General features: G+C 70.6%; 18 protein-coding genes. 9 read left to right on the top strand and 9 right to left on the bottom strand.

The window, feature by feature from the left end:
• The first annotated feature begins 13 nt into the window (after positions 1-13).
• Both KLK06_RS48975 and KLK06_RS48970 read left to right on the top strand, forming a co-directional pair.
• Entirely contained in the window at positions 14-898 is an 885-nt protein-coding gene (locus KLK06_RS48975) for a sugar phosphate isomerase/epimerase (RefSeq protein ID WP_214642637.1), read from the top strand.
• Positions 895-1,551, top strand: a complete 657-nt coding sequence (locus KLK06_RS48970; RefSeq protein WP_214642636.1) for a nucleoside/nucleotide kinase family protein — start codon at positions 895-897, stop codon at positions 1,549-1,551. The genes KLK06_RS48975 and KLK06_RS48970 overlap by 4 nt, the downstream gene beginning before the upstream one ends.
• On the opposite strand, the gene KLK06_RS48965 is transcribed toward KLK06_RS48970, so the two are convergent.
• The 6 genes from KLK06_RS48965 to KLK06_RS48940 form a co-directional block, all read right to left on the bottom strand.
• Positions 1,548-2,540: a phosphotransferase gene (locus tag KLK06_RS48965; protein ID WP_214642635.1), complete on the bottom strand. Its 993-nt coding sequence runs from the start codon at positions 2,538-2,540 to the stop codon at positions 1,548-1,550. The two genes, KLK06_RS48970 and KLK06_RS48965, sit on opposite strands and share 4 nt — an antisense overlap.
• Before the next feature lie 37 nt (positions 2,541-2,577).
• A complete protein-coding gene (locus KLK06_RS48960) occupies positions 2,578-3,063 on the bottom strand; it encodes a DinB family protein (RefSeq protein ID WP_250907223.1) in 486 nt (161 codons plus the stop codon).
• Positions 3,064-3,126: 63 nt separating this feature from the next.
• Entirely contained in the window at positions 3,127-3,594 is a 468-nt protein-coding gene (locus KLK06_RS48955; protein ID WP_214642634.1) for a hypothetical protein, read from the bottom strand.
• Positions 3,578-4,324, bottom strand: a complete 747-nt coding sequence (locus KLK06_RS48950; protein ID WP_214642633.1) for a PAS domain S-box protein — start codon at positions 4,322-4,324, stop codon at positions 3,578-3,580. Before KLK06_RS48950 ends, KLK06_RS48955 begins: the two co-directional genes overlap by 17 nt.
• A gap of 130 nt (positions 4,325-4,454) precedes the next feature.
• Entirely contained in the window at positions 4,455-5,393 is a 939-nt protein-coding gene (locus tag KLK06_RS48945) for a MerR family transcriptional regulator (RefSeq protein ID WP_214642632.1), read from the bottom strand.
• A 46-nt stretch (positions 5,394-5,439) separates the two neighbouring features.
• Positions 5,440-6,150, bottom strand: coding sequence for a GntR family transcriptional regulator (locus KLK06_RS48940; protein ID WP_214642631.1), 711 nt, complete (start codon positions 6,148-6,150; stop codon positions 5,440-5,442).
• 171 nt (positions 6,151-6,321) lie between these two features.
• Here KLK06_RS48940 and manD point away from each other — a divergent pair, with 171 nt between their 5' ends.
• From manD to KLK06_RS48920, 4 genes are read left to right on the top strand one after another with little or no spacing between them, the layout of a single operon-like run.
• Positions 6,322-7,530, top strand: coding sequence for a D-mannonate dehydratase ManD (gene manD, locus KLK06_RS48935; protein ID WP_214642630.1), 1,209 nt, complete (start codon positions 6,322-6,324; stop codon positions 7,528-7,530).
• The gene (locus tag KLK06_RS48930; protein WP_214642629.1) at positions 7,527-8,993 is read left to right on the top strand and encodes a mannitol dehydrogenase family protein; all 1,467 of its coding nucleotides are present in this window, start codon (positions 7,527-7,529) and stop codon (positions 8,991-8,993) included. The genes manD and KLK06_RS48930 overlap by 4 nt, the downstream gene beginning before the upstream one ends.
• Before the next feature lie 54 nt (positions 8,994-9,047).
• Positions 9,048-10,394, top strand: coding sequence for an MFS transporter (locus KLK06_RS48925; RefSeq protein ID WP_308168781.1), 1,347 nt, complete (start codon positions 9,048-9,050; stop codon positions 10,392-10,394).
• The gene (locus tag KLK06_RS48920) at positions 10,391-11,419 is read left to right on the top strand and encodes an L-idonate 5-dehydrogenase (RefSeq protein WP_214642627.1); all 1,029 of its coding nucleotides are present in this window, start codon (positions 10,391-10,393) and stop codon (positions 11,417-11,419) included. The genes KLK06_RS48925 and KLK06_RS48920 overlap by 4 nt, the downstream gene beginning before the upstream one ends.
• 85 nt (positions 11,420-11,504) lie before the next feature.
• Here the strand turns inward: KLK06_RS48920 and KLK06_RS48915 are convergent, their stop codons facing one another.
• Complete coding sequence (locus KLK06_RS48915; RefSeq protein WP_214642626.1) at positions 11,505-12,641, bottom strand: NAD(P)/FAD-dependent oxidoreductase; 1,137 nt, start codon at positions 12,639-12,641, stop codon at positions 11,505-11,507.
• 85 nt (positions 12,642-12,726) lie between these two features.
• On the opposite strand from KLK06_RS48915, the gene KLK06_RS48910 reads away from it, so the two are divergent.
• Positions 12,727-13,296, top strand: a complete 570-nt coding sequence (locus tag KLK06_RS48910; protein ID WP_214642625.1) for a TetR family transcriptional regulator — start codon at positions 12,727-12,729, stop codon at positions 13,294-13,296.
• 58 nt (positions 13,297-13,354) lie between these two features.
• On the opposite strand, the gene KLK06_RS48905 is transcribed toward KLK06_RS48910, so the two are convergent.
• Positions 13,355-14,002, bottom strand: a complete 648-nt coding sequence (locus KLK06_RS48905; RefSeq protein ID WP_214642624.1) for a dienelactone hydrolase family protein — start codon at positions 14,000-14,002, stop codon at positions 13,355-13,357.
• A 112-nt stretch (positions 14,003-14,114) separates the two neighbouring features.
• Between KLK06_RS48905 and KLK06_RS48900 the strand changes: the two genes are divergently transcribed.
• Positions 14,115-14,951: a transglutaminase-like domain-containing protein gene (locus tag KLK06_RS48900; RefSeq protein WP_214642623.1), complete on the top strand. Its 837-nt coding sequence runs from the start codon at positions 14,115-14,117 to the stop codon at positions 14,949-14,951.
• 45 nt (positions 14,952-14,996) lie between these two features.
• Here KLK06_RS48900 and KLK06_RS48895 read toward each other — a convergent pair whose 3' ends face one another.
• Complete coding sequence (locus KLK06_RS48895; protein WP_214642622.1) at positions 14,997-15,374, bottom strand: TraR/DksA C4-type zinc finger protein; 378 nt, start codon at positions 15,372-15,374, stop codon at positions 14,997-14,999.
• Positions 15,375-15,556: 182 nt separating this feature from the next.
• Here KLK06_RS48895 and KLK06_RS48890 point away from each other — a divergent pair, with 182 nt between their 5' ends.
• Positions 15,557-15,934, top strand: a complete 378-nt coding sequence (locus tag KLK06_RS48890) for a hypothetical protein (RefSeq protein ID WP_214642621.1) — start codon at positions 15,557-15,559, stop codon at positions 15,932-15,934.
• Positions 15,935-15,940: the final 6 nt, after the last annotated feature.

Raw genomic sequence — 15,940 nt, 5'->3', positions numbered from 1 at the left:
AGAAAGCACCACGATGACCCTCACCGCCACCACGACCAACCCCATCGGCGTGCACGCCCTCGTCTGGGCCGGCGACACCACGCCCGCGTCGGTGGAGCACGCGATCCGCAAGACCAAGGAGACCGGCTTCGACCTGCTCGAACTGTCCCTGCACGACTCCGCCAACCTCGACGTCCCGGCCGCGCGCGACGCCCTGCGCTCCGCCGGCCTCGGCGTGGCGTGCTCGCGCGGACTCGCCTTCGACGCCGACGTCTCCAGCGACGACGCCGACGTGGTGGCGCGTGGCGAGAAACTGCTGCAGGACTCGCTCGCCATCACCGACGAGCTCGGCGGCACGCACTTCACCGGCGCCCTCTACAGCGCCCTGGGCAAGTACGACCGCCCGCTCACCGACGCCGGGCGCCACCACGTGGTGTCGGTGCTGCGCGGCCTGGCGCAGGAGGCGCGGCGGCGCGGCATGACGCTCGGCCTGGAGATCTGCAACCGCTACGAGACCAACGTCATCAACACCGCGCGCGACGCGCTCCGGCTCGCCGACGACATCGGGGAGGACAATGTCCTCATTCACCTCGACACTTACCATATGAACATCGAAGAGGACGATCTCGTACGGCCGGTGCGCGAGGTCGGAGACCGGCTCGGCTACGTCCACATCGGCGAGAACCACCGCGGCTACCTCGGCTCCGGGCACCTGGACTTCACCTCGTTCTTCCACGCGCTGGCCGACATCGGCTACCGGGGCCCGATCACCTTCGAGTCCTTCTCCTCGGCCGTGGTGGCGCGCGGCCTGTCGAACGACCTGGCCGTCTGGCGCAACCTGTGGTCCGACGGCGAGGACCTGGCCCGCCAGGCCCACGGCTTCATCACCGGCCAACTCCACGCGAGCCAGACTCGATGACGACCCTCACCGACCTGGCCGCCCGGGCCCGCTCCCTCGTACACGACGGCCGCCGCGCGGTGCTGGGCATCACGGGCAGCCCCGGAGCCGGCAAGTCGACGCTCGCCGAGCACCTGGTCCGGCTGCTGCGGCAGGACCAGCCCGCGCTCGACTGGGTGGCGCACGTGCCGATGGACGGCTTCCACCTCGCCGACGTGGAACTCGACCGGCTCGGCCGCCGCGACCGCAAGGGCGCCCCTGACACCTTCGACGCCGCCGGCTACGCCGCGCTGCTCCGCCGCCTGCGCGAGGACGAGGACGACGTGATCTACGCCCCCGCGTTCGAACGCGACCTGGAACAGCCGATCGCGGGCAGCATCCCGATCCCGCGGACCGCCCGCCTCATCGTCACCGAGGGCAACTACCTGCTGTTCGACCAGGGCGACTGGGCGCGGGTCCGGCCCGTGCTCGACGAGGTCTGGTACTGCGATCTCGACGAGGCCGAACGGGTGCGGCGGCTCGTCGCCCGCCACGAACAGTTCGGCAAGGAGCACGACGCGGCCGTGGCCTGGGTGATGGGGACCGACCAGCGGAACGCGACCCTGGTCAGCGGCACCCGCCCGCGCGCCGACCTGGTGATCTCCGACCCGACCCTCCGCCTGCTGGAGGCCTAGCCGCCCTTCCGCGCCTCGGCCACCTGCTCGACGAGCCCGCGCACGGTGTCTGTGAGCGCCTCCCACGCCTGGCGGCTGTCGGCGCCGCTCTCATGGGGCCTGCGGAAGTCGTCCACGTAGAGGGCCACGTCCTCGATGGCCCATCGCAGCCGGTAGAGGTCCATGATCTCCGGGTCGGGCCGCCGCCCGGTGATGTCCGCGTACCGCGCCAGGTCATCCGGCCCATCGGCGACCAGCCACAGATCCCGCTCGGGCAGCGCCAGCCCCACCGTGTCCCAGTCCACCAGCAGTGGCCCGCCGTCGGCCAGCACGAGGTTGCCGGGATGCGGCTCGCCGTGGGTCACCACGAGCTGCTCGCCGCGCACCTCGTCGGCTCGCCGATCGAACTCGTCCAGCCGCTCCCGTAACCTCCCGGCGCAGCCGGCCACCAGCGCTCGGGCAGGTTCGGCGTACGGCCCGCCCTGCCAGCCCCCGCCCGACGCCTGGATGGCATCCTCCAGCCGATCCCGCGCCGGAATGCGCAGCGGCCGAACGGGAGTCGACGCCGGCGCCCCCGTACGGTGCAACTCGGCGAGCATCTCCACGACCGCAGCACGCTCGCCGGCCGCCAGGCTCTCGCCGAAATCCCCCGTGCGCCCGTGCACCAGCGGAAACACGCTCACCGCATGCCGTTCGCCGAGCAGCCGGAGCGATTCGCCTCGGCCGGTCGCCAAGGGCGCGACGACGAAGTCCAGCCCCTGCTCGCGCAGGGCGACGGCGGTGTCCATGGCCTGCCGCAGCCCGCTCTCCGCGGAGCCTTCCTCGACCGGGCCCTTCTGCGTCAGATCCGCGACCGTGACGAACCACCGCGGCCCATCGGCATCGGCCGCGACCCAGTGGTAGTCCCCGAACCCGACCGGCGCGTAGTCCAGCGAAACCGCCCCGATCCCCCACGCGCCCAGGATGTCGCGCAACGCCCGCTCATCAAGCCCCGCCGGTCGATCTTTCACGCCCGCCACCTTATCTGGACGGACCGGATGGGCGCGGCTACGTCAGGACCAGCCAGGTTCTGCCGTCGGTCAGCTCGCGGGCGGCGTCGAGGTGCCCGGCGTGACACGCGGTCTCGGTGATCACATGCAGGATGACCGTACGCAGGTCGCGGGGCGGCGAGTCGCCGAAGAGGTCGGCGGGCCACCAGAGCGGTGGGGCATCGAGAGGGGTGGCGGCGATGACGGCGTTCGCCAGCTCCGTCTCCCGCCGATACAGGCCGAACACCGCCTCGGCCGTCACGTCAGGGGCGACCCGCCAGGCGGCGTCCCCGGTTTCGAGATCGACCGATTCGCCGCCGACGACGGCGCGGAACCAGAATCGCTCGACGTCGAGGGCGAGGTGCCGGACCAACCCCAGACACGTCCAGCCCGACGGCAGCACCGGCCGTCGCAGCGCGTCCTCCGGAAGGCCGTCCAGGATCCCGAGCACGTGATCGCGCTGGCTGTTCAGGGCTGCGAGGAGCGTCTCAGTCTCCATGATCATTACCGGTCCCTCCACCGTTGAGGTGGCGCCGATCCTAGCGACAGCACGCGAGATCCGGCCGCCTCATTCGGACGCTCGGGGGCGCGGCGGGCCGCCGATCATATGAGGCCCGGTGGTCTCGGGGCCGGATACGGGGGAAAGCCCCGCCGCGATGAGCTGGCCGCGCAGCGCTGCCACGGTGCGTTCGAGGGCGCGGATCTGGGCCTGGAACTGGCGGATCTGCTCGCGCATCGCGGCGGAGCCGGTCTGCTCGCTGGCCAGGTCGGCGCTGACCCGGGTGGCTTGATCCTGCAAGCGGCCCACCTGCCGCTCCATCTGGGTCAGCGCGTCTTCGTAGATCGTTTTGGCGCGGAGGAAGGCGTCGGCGTCGACCTTGGAGCGTTCGAGCTCGGCATGGCGTTCGGCCTGCAGCAGCGCGGTCTGTTGCGTCTTCTTGTTCGCGTCGGTGGCGGAGCGGAAGGCGAGGTAGGCCACGCCCAGCGGGACGATGCCGACGGAGAACTGGATGAGGAGGTTACTCAGGCTGGACACTGCCACCTCCGATGGGCCGGATCACGCCGGTATAGGTGACTCCGTCATCGCTGTGCCAGGCGTTGACGGTCAGGGCGATGGCGAACTCGGTGCCGTCGCGGTGCAGGCCGACCAGCGGGATGATCCGCCCGGCCAGGTCCGAGCGACCGGTGGAGCGCACCCGGGCGAGTCCGGCGGAGTGCTGGGCGCGGAAGCGGGACGGCATCAGCATCGTCAGCGATCGTCCGACCGCCTCGTCAATGGTCCAGCCGAACAGGTTCGCGGCTTGCGGGTTCCACGACTGGATGACCCCGGCTTCGTCGGCGACGATCACGGCCTCCGGCTCGGCCTCGCCACCCGGGAAGCGGCTCACCTCGACGGCCTCGGGCCAGGTGGCGATCAGCGCGATCCAGCCGCCGAAGGCCAGCCAGACCGCGCCGCCGACCCACCCCCGCGGGTTGACGCCGGTGAAGGTGGAGAACAGGTACACCAGGCCATACAACAGGAGCAGGGCGGTGGCGACGGCGAAGGCCACGCGATCTGAGCGCATGAACATCTGCACCAGGCACAGAGCGCCGGTGGCACACCAGACCAGGGCCCACACGCTCAGGGGAGCGATGGAGGCCAGCATGGCGTATCCGGGGGCCACCCGCTGGTCGGCCGGTACATACGCCAGGGAAGCGCCGATGGCCAGGCTCAGCAGCCCGACGAACGCCAGAGAGGCGCCGCGCCGCCCAATGCGGTGCAGCACGCGGATGATCGTACGGCGAAAAGGAGGGGCGCCGACATCGACTCTGTTACTCACGGTTGCTAGATTAATACATATAGTGATGGATCGAGGGGTTATCCTGGCGATCCCCTGACCCCGGATACGCTCTCCGCTACCCCGGCATCCGGGCGCGCAGGGCCCGGACGAACCAGTCGAGCACCGGCGCCAGGCTCTCCGGGGCCGGCCAACCGTTGATCACCGCGAGCAGCCGGAGATATCTCTCCCGGCGAGGATCGTTCACGCTCTCCAACCGCGCCAACAGCCGCCGCCGGAGATCGGCATCGTCGGGGCAGCCGAAAACGTCCGCGTATCGAGCCGTGACCGCCGCGACGACCGCGTCGGCCTGGGTCGAGGCCGGGTCGAGGCCGGCCGCCACGGCCGGGCCGGCCTCCTCGCGGACCATCGCGGCGGAGTCGCGGCGCAGGACCGTGGTGTCGCCCTGGGCCCGCTCGGCCGCGTACTGCTCGGCCATGCGCCGCAGGCCGGCCCGGAAGTCCGGGTCCTGGGACAGTTCGGCCAGCTCCACCCATGCCTCGACCTGCTCGGCCTCGGGATTGTCGGGCAACTCGGGGGTCATCGAGCGCATGGCCCCGGCGAACGCGGGGTTGTCCGCCAGGCCACCGAAGGCGGTGTCGAGGAAATCGCCGATCAGCCGCCGGCGTTCGTCCTCGGAGAGTTTGGCCAGTTGGTGCATGAGATCCATCTCCTCAGGTGTGGACCCGCGCCTGGCCACCGCCGTCAGCACCGCGCGCCGCAGCCGAAGGGTGCGGATCTGCACATCCAGCGCGTCGGCGTGCGCCGCGGCGACCTCGGTGAGCGAGACCTCCCGGTCCACGACCTTCCGGATCGTGGGCAGGTCCAGCCCCAGGTCGCGCAGCGTCCGTACGAGCTCCAGGCGGGCGAGGGCGTCGATGCCGTAGCGGCGGTAGCCGGCCGGGCTGCGGTCGGCAGGCGGCACGATCCCCTGATCGGAGTAGAACCGGATGGTCTTGACCGTCAGCCCGGTCCGCCGGGCCAACTCGCCGATCGAGTAGAGCGTGTCGCCGTCCATGCCCTCACCTTCGCGTCTCCCCTTACTGGAGACTCAAGCCCGGCGGCTACTCCCAGACGACGACGTTGCGGCGCACCGGGGCCGATCCCGAATCCGTCGCGAACAGCTCGGGCGAGTGCTCCCGGATGCGTTCGACGTCGTTGAAGACGGCTCTCAGGTGGGTGCGCATGGCCGTGCGGGCCAGCGCGACGTCGCCGGCGAGCACCGCGTCGAGGATCTGGACGTGCTGGGCGGCGAAGTCCGTCGCCGGAGTCTCGTGGAGGCCGAGCCGGCGGGCGCGGTCGAGATGCCCCTTGGCCGAGGCCACGGTCGTCCAGGCGCTGCCATGCCCGCTCAGCCGCAGCAGGCCTTGGTGGAACGCCTCATCGAGCTCGAAGAACCCCTCGAGATCGAGGCCCGGCCGCTGCTGCTCCCTGAGGTTGCGCCGGAGTGCGTCGACCAGTTGGGAGTCGAGCTCGGCCGGCAGATCCTCGAGGGAGGCCATCTCCACGGCCTCGCGGAGGAACTGCGCGTCGGCCACCCTGGCCGGGTCGACACGCGAGACGAACGACCCGACCTGGGGAAAAATCTGGACCAGGCCCTCTTCGGACAGCAGGATCAGACTCTCCCGGACCGGTGTGCGGCTCACCTTGAGCGAGGCCGCCAGCTCGTTCTCGGACAGGGCCGTCCCCGGCGGGAGCTCGAGGGTCAGGACCTTGCGGCGCAGGGCCTCGTAGACAGTGCGTCGGCTGGTCCGCCGCTGATTCGATCCGGCCACACGCTCACCCTACCGGGGCAGGATGCCTGAGCGAGCAGACCTTCGGCGGGCGCACAACCGCTATTGCGCATCTGTGCGACAGATGCTTGTATATCAGTACTGCTCGACTAGTGGCCGCCTCCTGACGCAGCCTGCCGACCACGATGAAGACTGTCCGAAGGAGTGGGACCTGTGAGCAAGATCGAGCGTGCCGAGGTGTTCGTCGCCTCCCCGGGGCGGACCTTCGTCACCTTGCGCATCACGACGTCTGACGGCGTGACCGGCCTCGGCGACGCCACCCTGAACGGTCGTGAGCTCGCCGTCGCGAGCTACCTGCAGGAGCACCTCGTGCCCCTGCTGATCGGCAAGGATCCGGCGCGCATCGAGGACATGTGGCAGTACCTCTACCGTGGCGCGTACTGGCGCCGCGGCCCCGTCACGATGACGGCGATCTCCGCCGTGGACACGGCCCTGTGGGACATCAAGGGCAAGGTCGCCGGCCTGCCGGTCTACCAACTGCTCGGCGGCCGATCCCGCGACGGCGTCATGGTCTACTCGCACGCCAGCGGCGCGGACGTCCCCGCCCTGCTCGACGATGTCGAGCGGTTTCTCGATCTCGGCTACAAGGCCGTACGCGCCCAGGCCGCCGTCCCGAACGTCGGCGGCACCTACGGAGTCCGCAAGGGCAAGGTGTACGAGCCGGCCGCGACCTCGCTGCCCGACGAGCAGCCCTGGGACACCGAGGCCTACCTCGGGTTCGCGCCGACCTACCTCGAAGCCGTCCGCGAGCGCTTCGGTTTCGGCTTCCACCTCCTGCACGACATCCACCACCGGCTCACTCCCATCGAGGCGGCCCGCTTCGGCAAGCGGGTCGAGGACTGCCGGCTGTTCTGGATGGAGGACCCGACCCCGGCCGAGAACCAGGAGTCGTTCCGGCTCATCCGGCAGCACACGACGACGCCGATCGCGGTGGGCGAAGCGCTGACCTCCATCTGGGACGTCCAGCACCTCATCACCGAGCAGCTCATCGACTACGTACGCACCACGGTCGTCCACGCCGGCGGGATCACGCACCTGCGCCGGATCTTCGACCTGGCCGCGCTCTACCAGGTCCGCACCGGTTCACACGGGGCGACGGACCTCTCGCCGATCACCCTCGCCGCCGCGGTGCACGTCGACATCTCGGTGCCGAACTTCGGCATCCAGGAGTACATGGGCCACGCGGACGAGACCGCGGAGGTCTTCCGCAGCGGAGTGACGCTGTCCGACGGCATGCTGTACCCGTCAGAGGAGCCCGGCCTCGACGTCGAGTACGACGAGAAGGCGGCCGCGCGCTTCCCCTACGAGGCTCGCTACCTGCCTGTCGCCCGGCGCCTCGACGGTTCGGTGCATGACTGGTGAAGACCTTCACGACGCCCTCGCTGAGCCTCGCCACGCTCGACCGGATCGCTCCTGAGCTGCGCCCGGCCGTCGATCCCCGGCAGTTGCGCCCGCGGATCCTGCACTTCGGCCTCGGCGCGTTCCACCGGGCCCACCAGGCGGTCTACACCGAGAACGCGGCAGCCCGCGGCGGCGAGCCGTGGGGCATCGTCGCCGTGGCCCCGAACTCGACGCGGGTGGTCAAGGCGATGCGCGCCCAGGACTGCCTGTACTCGGTGACCGAACGCCACCCGGCGGCCACCACCACCCGCGCGGTCGGGTCGATCATCGACGCCCTGGGGATGCGCCCGGACGCCGGGCGGGTCGACGACCTGCTCACCGACCCCGACGTCACCGTGCTGACCCTGACGATCACCGAGAGCGGCTACTACCGCCGCCCCGGCACCGGCGAGCTCGACACCGGAGCACCGGAGATCGCCGCGGACCTCGCGGCGAGGGAGGCGGCGGACATCACCACGGTCGTCGGCCGGCTCGCCGCGGGGCTCGCCGCGCGGATGCGGGTCAACGGCGCCCCGATCAGCGTCGTGTCCTGCGACAACATGGCCGCCAACGGCGCCGCGCTCGGCACGGTGGTACGCGGCTTCGTCGAAGCCTCGTCGTGGCCGGACCGGCAGGCCGTGCTCGACCGGCTGGCCACGGCGGTCGCCTTCCCCGCCACGATCGTCGACCGCATCGTGCCCGCGACGACCGATGCGGACCGGGAGGCGGCGCGTATCGCGCTCGGCGTGCGTGACGAGGTGCCGGTCGTCGGCGAGCCGTACCGGCAGTGGGTGCTGGAGGACTCCTTCGCCGGCCCGCGTCCGCCGTGGGAGCTCGACGGCGCCCTGTTCGTTCCCGACGTCGGGCCGTACCAGCTCACGAAGCTGCGGCTGCTCAACGGGTCCCACTCGGCCATGGCCTACCTCGGAGCGGCGGCCGGCTGCGCGACGATCGCCGACGTCATGGCGACCGGCTGGGGTGAACGGCTGGTCCGGGCCCTGGGCGCGGAGATCGCACCGACACTGCCCGCCGACGGGCCGGACTCGGCCACGTACACTGACGACCTGGTCGAGCGGTTCCGCAACCCCGGGATGCGGCACCTGCTCCGGCAGATCGGCTCCGACGGCTCCCGGAAGATCCCGGAACGCTGGTTCGGCGCCCTCCGCTCGCTGCGCGCCGCCTCCGCCGGCACTCCGACGCTCGAGCTCGCGCTCGCCGCCTGGGCGAACGCGACCCGGCCCGCCGACGGCGGGCAGCCGTTCGGCACGACGGACCCCGCCGCCGCGGAACTGGCGGCCTGCTGGCACGAGACGTCCGACCACGAAGACACCATCCGCCGGCTGCTCAGCGTGCTGGGCGCGGCGGACCTGGCCGGGGACGGCGCGCTCGTCTCCGGCACCGCCGCCCGGCTCCCCGCACTGCGGGCCGGCCGCGTCGAGATCTGACCTACCTCGGAGTTCGCGATGAAAGACAGCACACAGACGGAGCCCGCGGGCCCCGTGACAAGAACAACCCGTGACCTCGTCAGGGCGGCCATGTCCGGCTGGCTCGGCACGGCGATGGAGTTCATGGACTTCCAGCTGTACTCGCTGGCGGCCGCCATCGTCTTCAACAAGATCTTCTTCCCGGACGTCAGCCCGGCGATCGGGCTGATCGCCGCCATGGCCACCTACGGCGTCGGATACGTCGCCCGGCTGGCCGGCGCCATCTACTTCGGCCGGATGGGCGACCGGATCGGCCGCAAGAAGGTCCTGATCATCACCATCCTGCTGATGGGCGCGTCGACCACGCTGATCGGCGTACTGCCGACCTACGCGGTGATCGGCATCCTGGCCCCGATCCTGCTGGTCGTCCTGCGGCTCGTCCAGGGCTTCGGGGCCGGCGCCGAGATCGCCGGAGCCACGGTCATGCTCGCCGAGTACGCCCCCGTGAAGCGGCGCGGCCTGGTCGCGTCGCTGGTGTCGCTCGGCACCAACACCGGCACGCTGGCGGCGTCGGGCCTGTGGGCGATCCTGCTCGCCGTCCTCAGTGAGGAGCAACTGCTCTCGTGGGGGTGGCGGCTGCCGTTCCTGCTGAGCTTCGTGCTCATGGTCTTCGCGGTCTGGGTACGCCGGAATCTCAAGGAGAGCCCGGTCTTCGAGGAGCGGCCCGACGTCGTGGACGGCGTCGCGATGTCCCGTACCCAGGCCGAGGCCGTCTTCCAGGAGGAGAACAAGAGCGTTCTCGAGGCCGGGCTCCGGCAGCGCAAGGGCAAGGCGTTCTTCCTGGCCCTGGGGCTGAGGTTCGGCCAGGCCGGCAACTCGGGCCTGGTCCAGACCTTCCTCGTCGGCTATCTCGCCACCACGCTGCTCGTCGACCGGTCGATCCCGACCAGCGCCATCGTCTACGGCTCCTTGCTGGGGTTCGTCACCGTGCCGCTGGTCGGCCTGCTCGGCGACCGGTTCGGCCGCCGCCCCATGTACATCGCGGTGACCCTGCTGACCGCCGCCTTCGCGTTCCCGATGATGCTGCTGATCACCTCCGGCAGCACGGCCGCGCTGATGCTGGGCATGATCTTCGGGCTGAACATCGGCGTCCTGAGCCTGTTCTCGCTGGAGAGCGTCACGATGGCCGAGCTGTTCGGCTCCCGGACCCGCTTCACCCAGCTCGCCCTCGCCAAGGAGATCGGCGGCATCCTGGCCACCGCCATCGGCCCGGTCGTCGCGGCGACCCTCACCGCCGTCACCGGTAGCTGGTGGCCCATCGCGGCGATGCTCGTCGTCTACTCGCTCATCACCCTGCTGTCCACGATCCTCGCCCCGGAGACCCGCAGGCGCGACCTGGTCCTTCTGGAGGACGCGGTATGAAGTCCGTCGTCGTGCACGGCCCCGGCGACCTCCGGATCGACGAACGCCCCGATCCGGCACCGGGGGAGGGAGAGGTCCTCCTCACCATGGAATGGGGCGGGATCTGCGGCTCCGACATCACGTACTGGAAGCACGGGGCCTCCGGGACCGCAGTACTCAAGCACCCGCTGGTGCTCGGGCACGAGGTCGCCGGCCGGATCGCCGGCGTCGGCACGGGTGTCAGCGGTCTCGCGGTGGGCCAGCCGGTCACCGTGCACCCGGCGGAGCTGATCGGTGACGGCCGCCTGCCCGACCGGCTCGCCGGCCGCACGAACCTCTACCCCCGCGTCCGCTACTTCGGGTCGGCCGCCTTCGACCCCCACACCGACGGCGGTTTCAGCGAATACCGCGTGGTCCGCGCGGCCCAGATCCGGCCACTGCCCGAAGGCATCAGCACCGAGCACGGCGCCCTCGCCGAGCCCCTGGCCGTGGCGATGCACGCCGTGTCCCGCGCCGGGGACCTGCGCGGGAAGACGGTGCTGGTCAACGGCACCGGCTCGATCGGCTCACTGGTCGTGGCCGCCGCGAAACACCACGGGGCGGCCACGGTCATCGCCTCGGACATCGCCAAGACGTCACTCGCCGTCGCCCGCGCCATGGGCGCGGACGAGACCCTCGACATCAGCGGGGACGCGACACTCCCCCAGGATGTCGAGCTGGTCTTTGAGGCCACGGGCATCCCGGCCGTGCTCGGCTCCGTCCTGCGGGCGACGGCCCGCGGCGGCACCCTGGTCCAGGTCGGCAGCCTGCCCGGCACGCCCGCCCTCTCAGCCCTCGGCGACCTCGTGACCAGGGAGATCACCTGGATCGGCTCGTACCGCTTCGCCGAGGAGATCGACGACGCCCTGGACGCGATGCGGGACGGCCTCGACGTCTCCCCGATCATCAGCCACCGCTTCGCCCTCGACCAGGCCGCCGAGGCACTCGCCGTCGCCGCCGATCCGGCGAGCGGCAGCAGCAAGGTGATGCTGCGGCTGGGCGGATAAGGAAGCCGGTCATGGCTCGCCGGATCGGCGGTGGCGGCGCGCTGGTCGCCGTGGCCGCACCGGCGTCGACCAGCCGCCGGCGAGCTCATCGGCGATTCAGGCCGGACAGCTGCCAGGCCAGACGGTGCCGAACGGCGGGGATCTTACCCGCCAGCCTCAGGACCAGATTGCGCAGCAGCCGCTTCCCGGACGCGGCCGTGGCCAGCGCGGTGAGCGTGCCGGCCAGGGCGACCACCTTCTCGGCCTGCGGCCGCTGACCGGTGGCGTAGCCGTCGAGCAGGTCGGGCGAGGCGCCCCGCAGCACGCGGGAGAGGGCCTCGCCCAGGGTGACGGCGTCGTCGATGCCGAGGTTCATGCCCTGGCCGCCGGCGGGAGAGTGGACGTGCGCGGCATCGCCGGCCAGCAGGATGCGGTCCTTGCGGTAGCTGACGGCGATGCGGTGGTGCACGCGGAAGCGAGATCCCCAGATGACCTCGTGCACGACGGCGGGTTCGGCCTCGGGCCCGCGTTCGTCCAGCAACTGCTGGACGAACGCGACATCGGGCCGCTGGGGCGCCTCCTCCACCGTGGCGACGATCCGGTAGGACCCGCCGGGCAGCGGCGCGACGACCACCAGCCCCGCGGGCGAGAAGTAGAGGATGACCTCGTTCTGCGGAACACCACCGGAAAGGCGCACGTCGGCGAGCGCGAACGACTCCGCATAGGCGCCGCCGTCGAAGGCGATCCCGGCGCTCTCCCTGACCATGCTGTGCATCCCGTCGGCGCCGATCAGGTAGGCGGCACGGATCCGCCGCCCGTCGTCGAGGGTGGCGGTGACGCCTTCGGCGTCCTGCTCGATGCCGGTCACCGTGGCGGGGCGCAGCACCTTGCCGCCGAGCTCCTCCAGCCTGGCCAGGAGGAACGCCTCGGTGTCCGCCTGGGAGATCATCAAGGTGTAGGGGAAGGGCGTGTCCAGGCCGTCGAAGGGCACCGGGACGAGCACGCGGTCCCGGTCGCGGATGGTGAAGCGCGGGGTGTGGACTCCGTGCGCGGTCATCGCCGACGCCACGCCGTACGGCTTGAGCAGTTCCAGGGTACGCGGGTGCACGACGGCGGCTCTGGACGTGTTGAGGCTCTCGGCCTGCGCGTCCACGATCGTGACCGTGTGACCCTGCTGCGTCAGGACGATCGCCGCGGTCAGCCCGACGGGCCCGGCCCCAACGATCAGTACGTCCGAATCCATCGCTCCTCCTTGGTCAACGCTTGTTGGCATCAAGCTAACCCCGGGCGGATTGGATGTCAACAAGCGTTGGCCTACACTTGTTGACATGAGGAGATCTTCGGAGCAGACCAAGGCGCTCATCCTGGCCGCGGCCCGCGAGCGCTTCGCCGCGGACGGCTATGAGCGGGCGACGATCCGGGCCATCGCCACCGACGCGCGGATCGACCCCGCGATGGTCATGCGGTACTTCGGCAGCAAGGAGAAGCTGTTCGCCGTGGCGGCCGAATTCGACCTGCGCCTGCCCGACCTGACCGGCATCGACCGTGAGCAGGTGGGCTCCGCCCTGGTGCGCCACTTCCTCGACCGCTGGGAGGCCGACGACGCGCTGCAGGCGCTCCTGCGTACCGCCGTCACCAACGAGGCCGTGGCCGAACGCATGCGCGCCATCTTCGCCGAGCAGCTCGCCCCGCTGGTCGTCAGGCTGACCGGCGATCCCGAGCAGACGCCGACCCGCGCCGCGCTGGTCGGCGCCCAGATTCTGGGCATCGCGCTGGTGCGGTACATCCTCGCCTTCCCGCCCGCGCGGCTGATGTCCAACGAGGAGACGGTCGCCTGGCTCGGCCCGACGATCCAGCGCTATCTCACCGGCCCCGCCCCGGCGTACCAGCAGGGATGACTCCGGCCGGACTCGACGGCCGGCGGGCTTTCACAGGTGGGCTTTCACAGACGGGCTTTCACAGGTGGGTGACGAACCAGTCCGTGGCCAGGCGGGCCACCTGCTCCAGCGTGCCGGGCTCCACGAACAGGTGTGACGCGCCCGGCACGATCTCCAGCCGGACCTCGCCGGGCAATCGCTGCCGCGCCCAGCGGTTGAGGTCGATGACCACCGAGTCGTCGCCGCCGACGATGAGCAGGGTGGGTTGGCGCACCCCGGCGAGGAGGTCACCGGCCAGATCGGGCCGCCCTCCGCGGGAGACGACGGTACGCACCGCATCGGGCCGCTCCACCGCGGCGACCAGGGCCGCGGCGGCGCCGGTGCTCGCGCCGAAGAGCCCGATGCCGAGGCCCGCGGTCCTGGAGTCGGCCCCGGCCCAGTCGGTCAGCGCGGCCACGCGGCCGGCGAGCAGGCCGATGTCGAACCTGAGCTCACCGGTCACGGCATCGCGCCGTTCCTCCGCCGCGGTCAGCAGGTCGGCCAGCACGGTGACCAGGCCCGCGGCCTGAAGCTGCGCCGCGACGTAGCGGTTGCGCGGGCTGTGCCGGCCGCTGCCGCTGCCATGCGCGAACAGCACCACCCCACGCAGCTCACCGGGCACGGCGACGTCGGCGTCCAGCGCCACGTCACCGACCGGGATCCGCACCCCGACTTCCGCGACGTCCATGGTCTCCCTTTCCCGCGGACGACCTCCTCCCCCTCCCCTTCCCTCCCTTGGACAATCAGTCGCGGCGCCAACCGGAGGCGGAAATGTCAGTGGCCCTCGCTACGGTGCCGACATGGCAGCGAGCACCATCGATTACCGCCGTCCGGGTGTCTTCACGCGTCTTGATGCCGATCAGTCACCACTCACCGAACGCCTCCCGACCACCCCAGTGGACATCTGCAAGATCACACAAGGCCTCATCGTCCACCCGAACGATGCCGCCTCCCTGCCGATCCCCCCGGAACGCCTGGCCGAGAAGAACCTCCGCGGCACAAGCGACATCATCCGATCGCTCACCAGCCTCGACCCCGCCCCGCTGGATGTCCCACGTCCCGCACACCTGCGAGTGGTGGGCACGTGCCGTCACTTCGCTCTTGTCAGCTGCGCTCTTCTCCGCCTCCAGGGCATCCCCGCTCGCGCCCGGTGCGGCTTCGCCACATACTTCATTCCCGGCAAGAGCGTCGACCATTGGATCACGGAATACTGGCGCACCGACGAACGGCGTTGGGTGCGCATCGACAGCGAGATCCTCGGCCAGAACCTGGTCGCCGCCCCCGAAGACCTGGCCACCGGAGAGTTCCTGACCGGTGGCGAAGCTTGGCGCCTCTATCGCGAAGGCTCCGTTGATCCTGACTCGTTCGGCGTCGCGGGAGTCGCGCACGCGTGGGGAGCGGCCGAAATCCGGGGCAACGCGATCCGCGACCTGGCCGCCCTTCAGAAGATCGAAATGCTGCCCTGGGACGAATGGGGCCGCATGGAGGCTTCCTACCAAGGCGCCACCGGTCCCGATTACGACTCGCTCATGGACATGATCGCCACGACCTGCGCCGACGACAACCCCGAGGCCATAGCCAAGCTCTACGAGAGCGAAGACCTCGAGGTCCCGACGCACATGATCTTCACAAGCTGACCATGCTGCATGCCGACGCCGACTTCGAGACCATCTCCCGCCGGGTCAGCGGTGGCCGGAGGCGCAGCTGACGCAGGTCTTGGTGGCCGGGAGGATCGTCAGGCGCTCGATGGCGATGCGTTGCCCGCATCTCGCGCAGATCCCGTAGGTGCCATCGCGTAGCCGTTCGAAGGCGAGGTCCAGTTCGGCGAGGTGGCTCACGGCCTGGTCGAGGAGGGCTTGGACGTGGGCCCGTTCGAAGGCGGTGGACGTTCCTTCGGGGTCGTGCTCGTCGTCGGAGGCGGTCAGCGCCGACGATTTGACGATCTCCTCCCGGTCGCGGCCCAGGATGGCGACGCGGGCCGTGGTCCTCTGACGGTCGGCGTCGAGCAGTTCTCGTATGGTCGCCTGCTCTGAGGGGGAAAGCGCGGCGCGTTCGGTCATCACACTTCCTCACCTTCCCCTCAGCCCGCGCTCATGCCTCTCGGGAAACTTCGTCTCCGTTGTTGACGATATTTCTCGCTCGGTCTATCGTCGTCTCTGCCGGAGACAAGGTTCCAAGGCTTACGGCTCGGCCGTGGTAGGCATGGGGTCCCCAGGAGGCCGTACCGACAAGTTGGTGCATCATGATCGAGCACTACCTCGGCGGAGTCGGCATCGCCGAGGCGCTGGGGGTGAGCCGGCACGCGGTGCACAAGTGGCGCTCCCGCTATCCGAGCGATTCGAGTCACCCGTTTCCCGAGCCCGACGTCGAGATCGACGGAGTTCCCGGCTGGCGGGCCGACCGGCTGGACGAGATCGTGCAGTGGCGCAACGGCCTGCCTGGCCGCGGCGCGGGCGGAGGCCGTCCTTCCGCCGCACGTCAGGAGTACCTCAAGCACGCCGGGCTGCGTGGCCTGGAGCGGGGCGAGGCGCTGCGCGCGCTCCGCACGTTCACCGAAGAGTTTCCCGAGATGACCGAGCCGGAAGTCTGCGCCTGGCTCATCGAGAAATGGCGCAGCTAGCACTTC

This window comes from Nonomuraea sp. NEAU-A123, from assembly GCF_018603905.1.
Taxonomy (GTDB): domain Bacteria; phylum Actinomycetota; class Actinomycetes; order Streptosporangiales; family Streptosporangiaceae; genus Nonomuraea.
The sequence above is the reverse complement of the archived record's forward strand: the minus strand, read 5'-3'. Positions and strand labels throughout refer to the sequence as shown.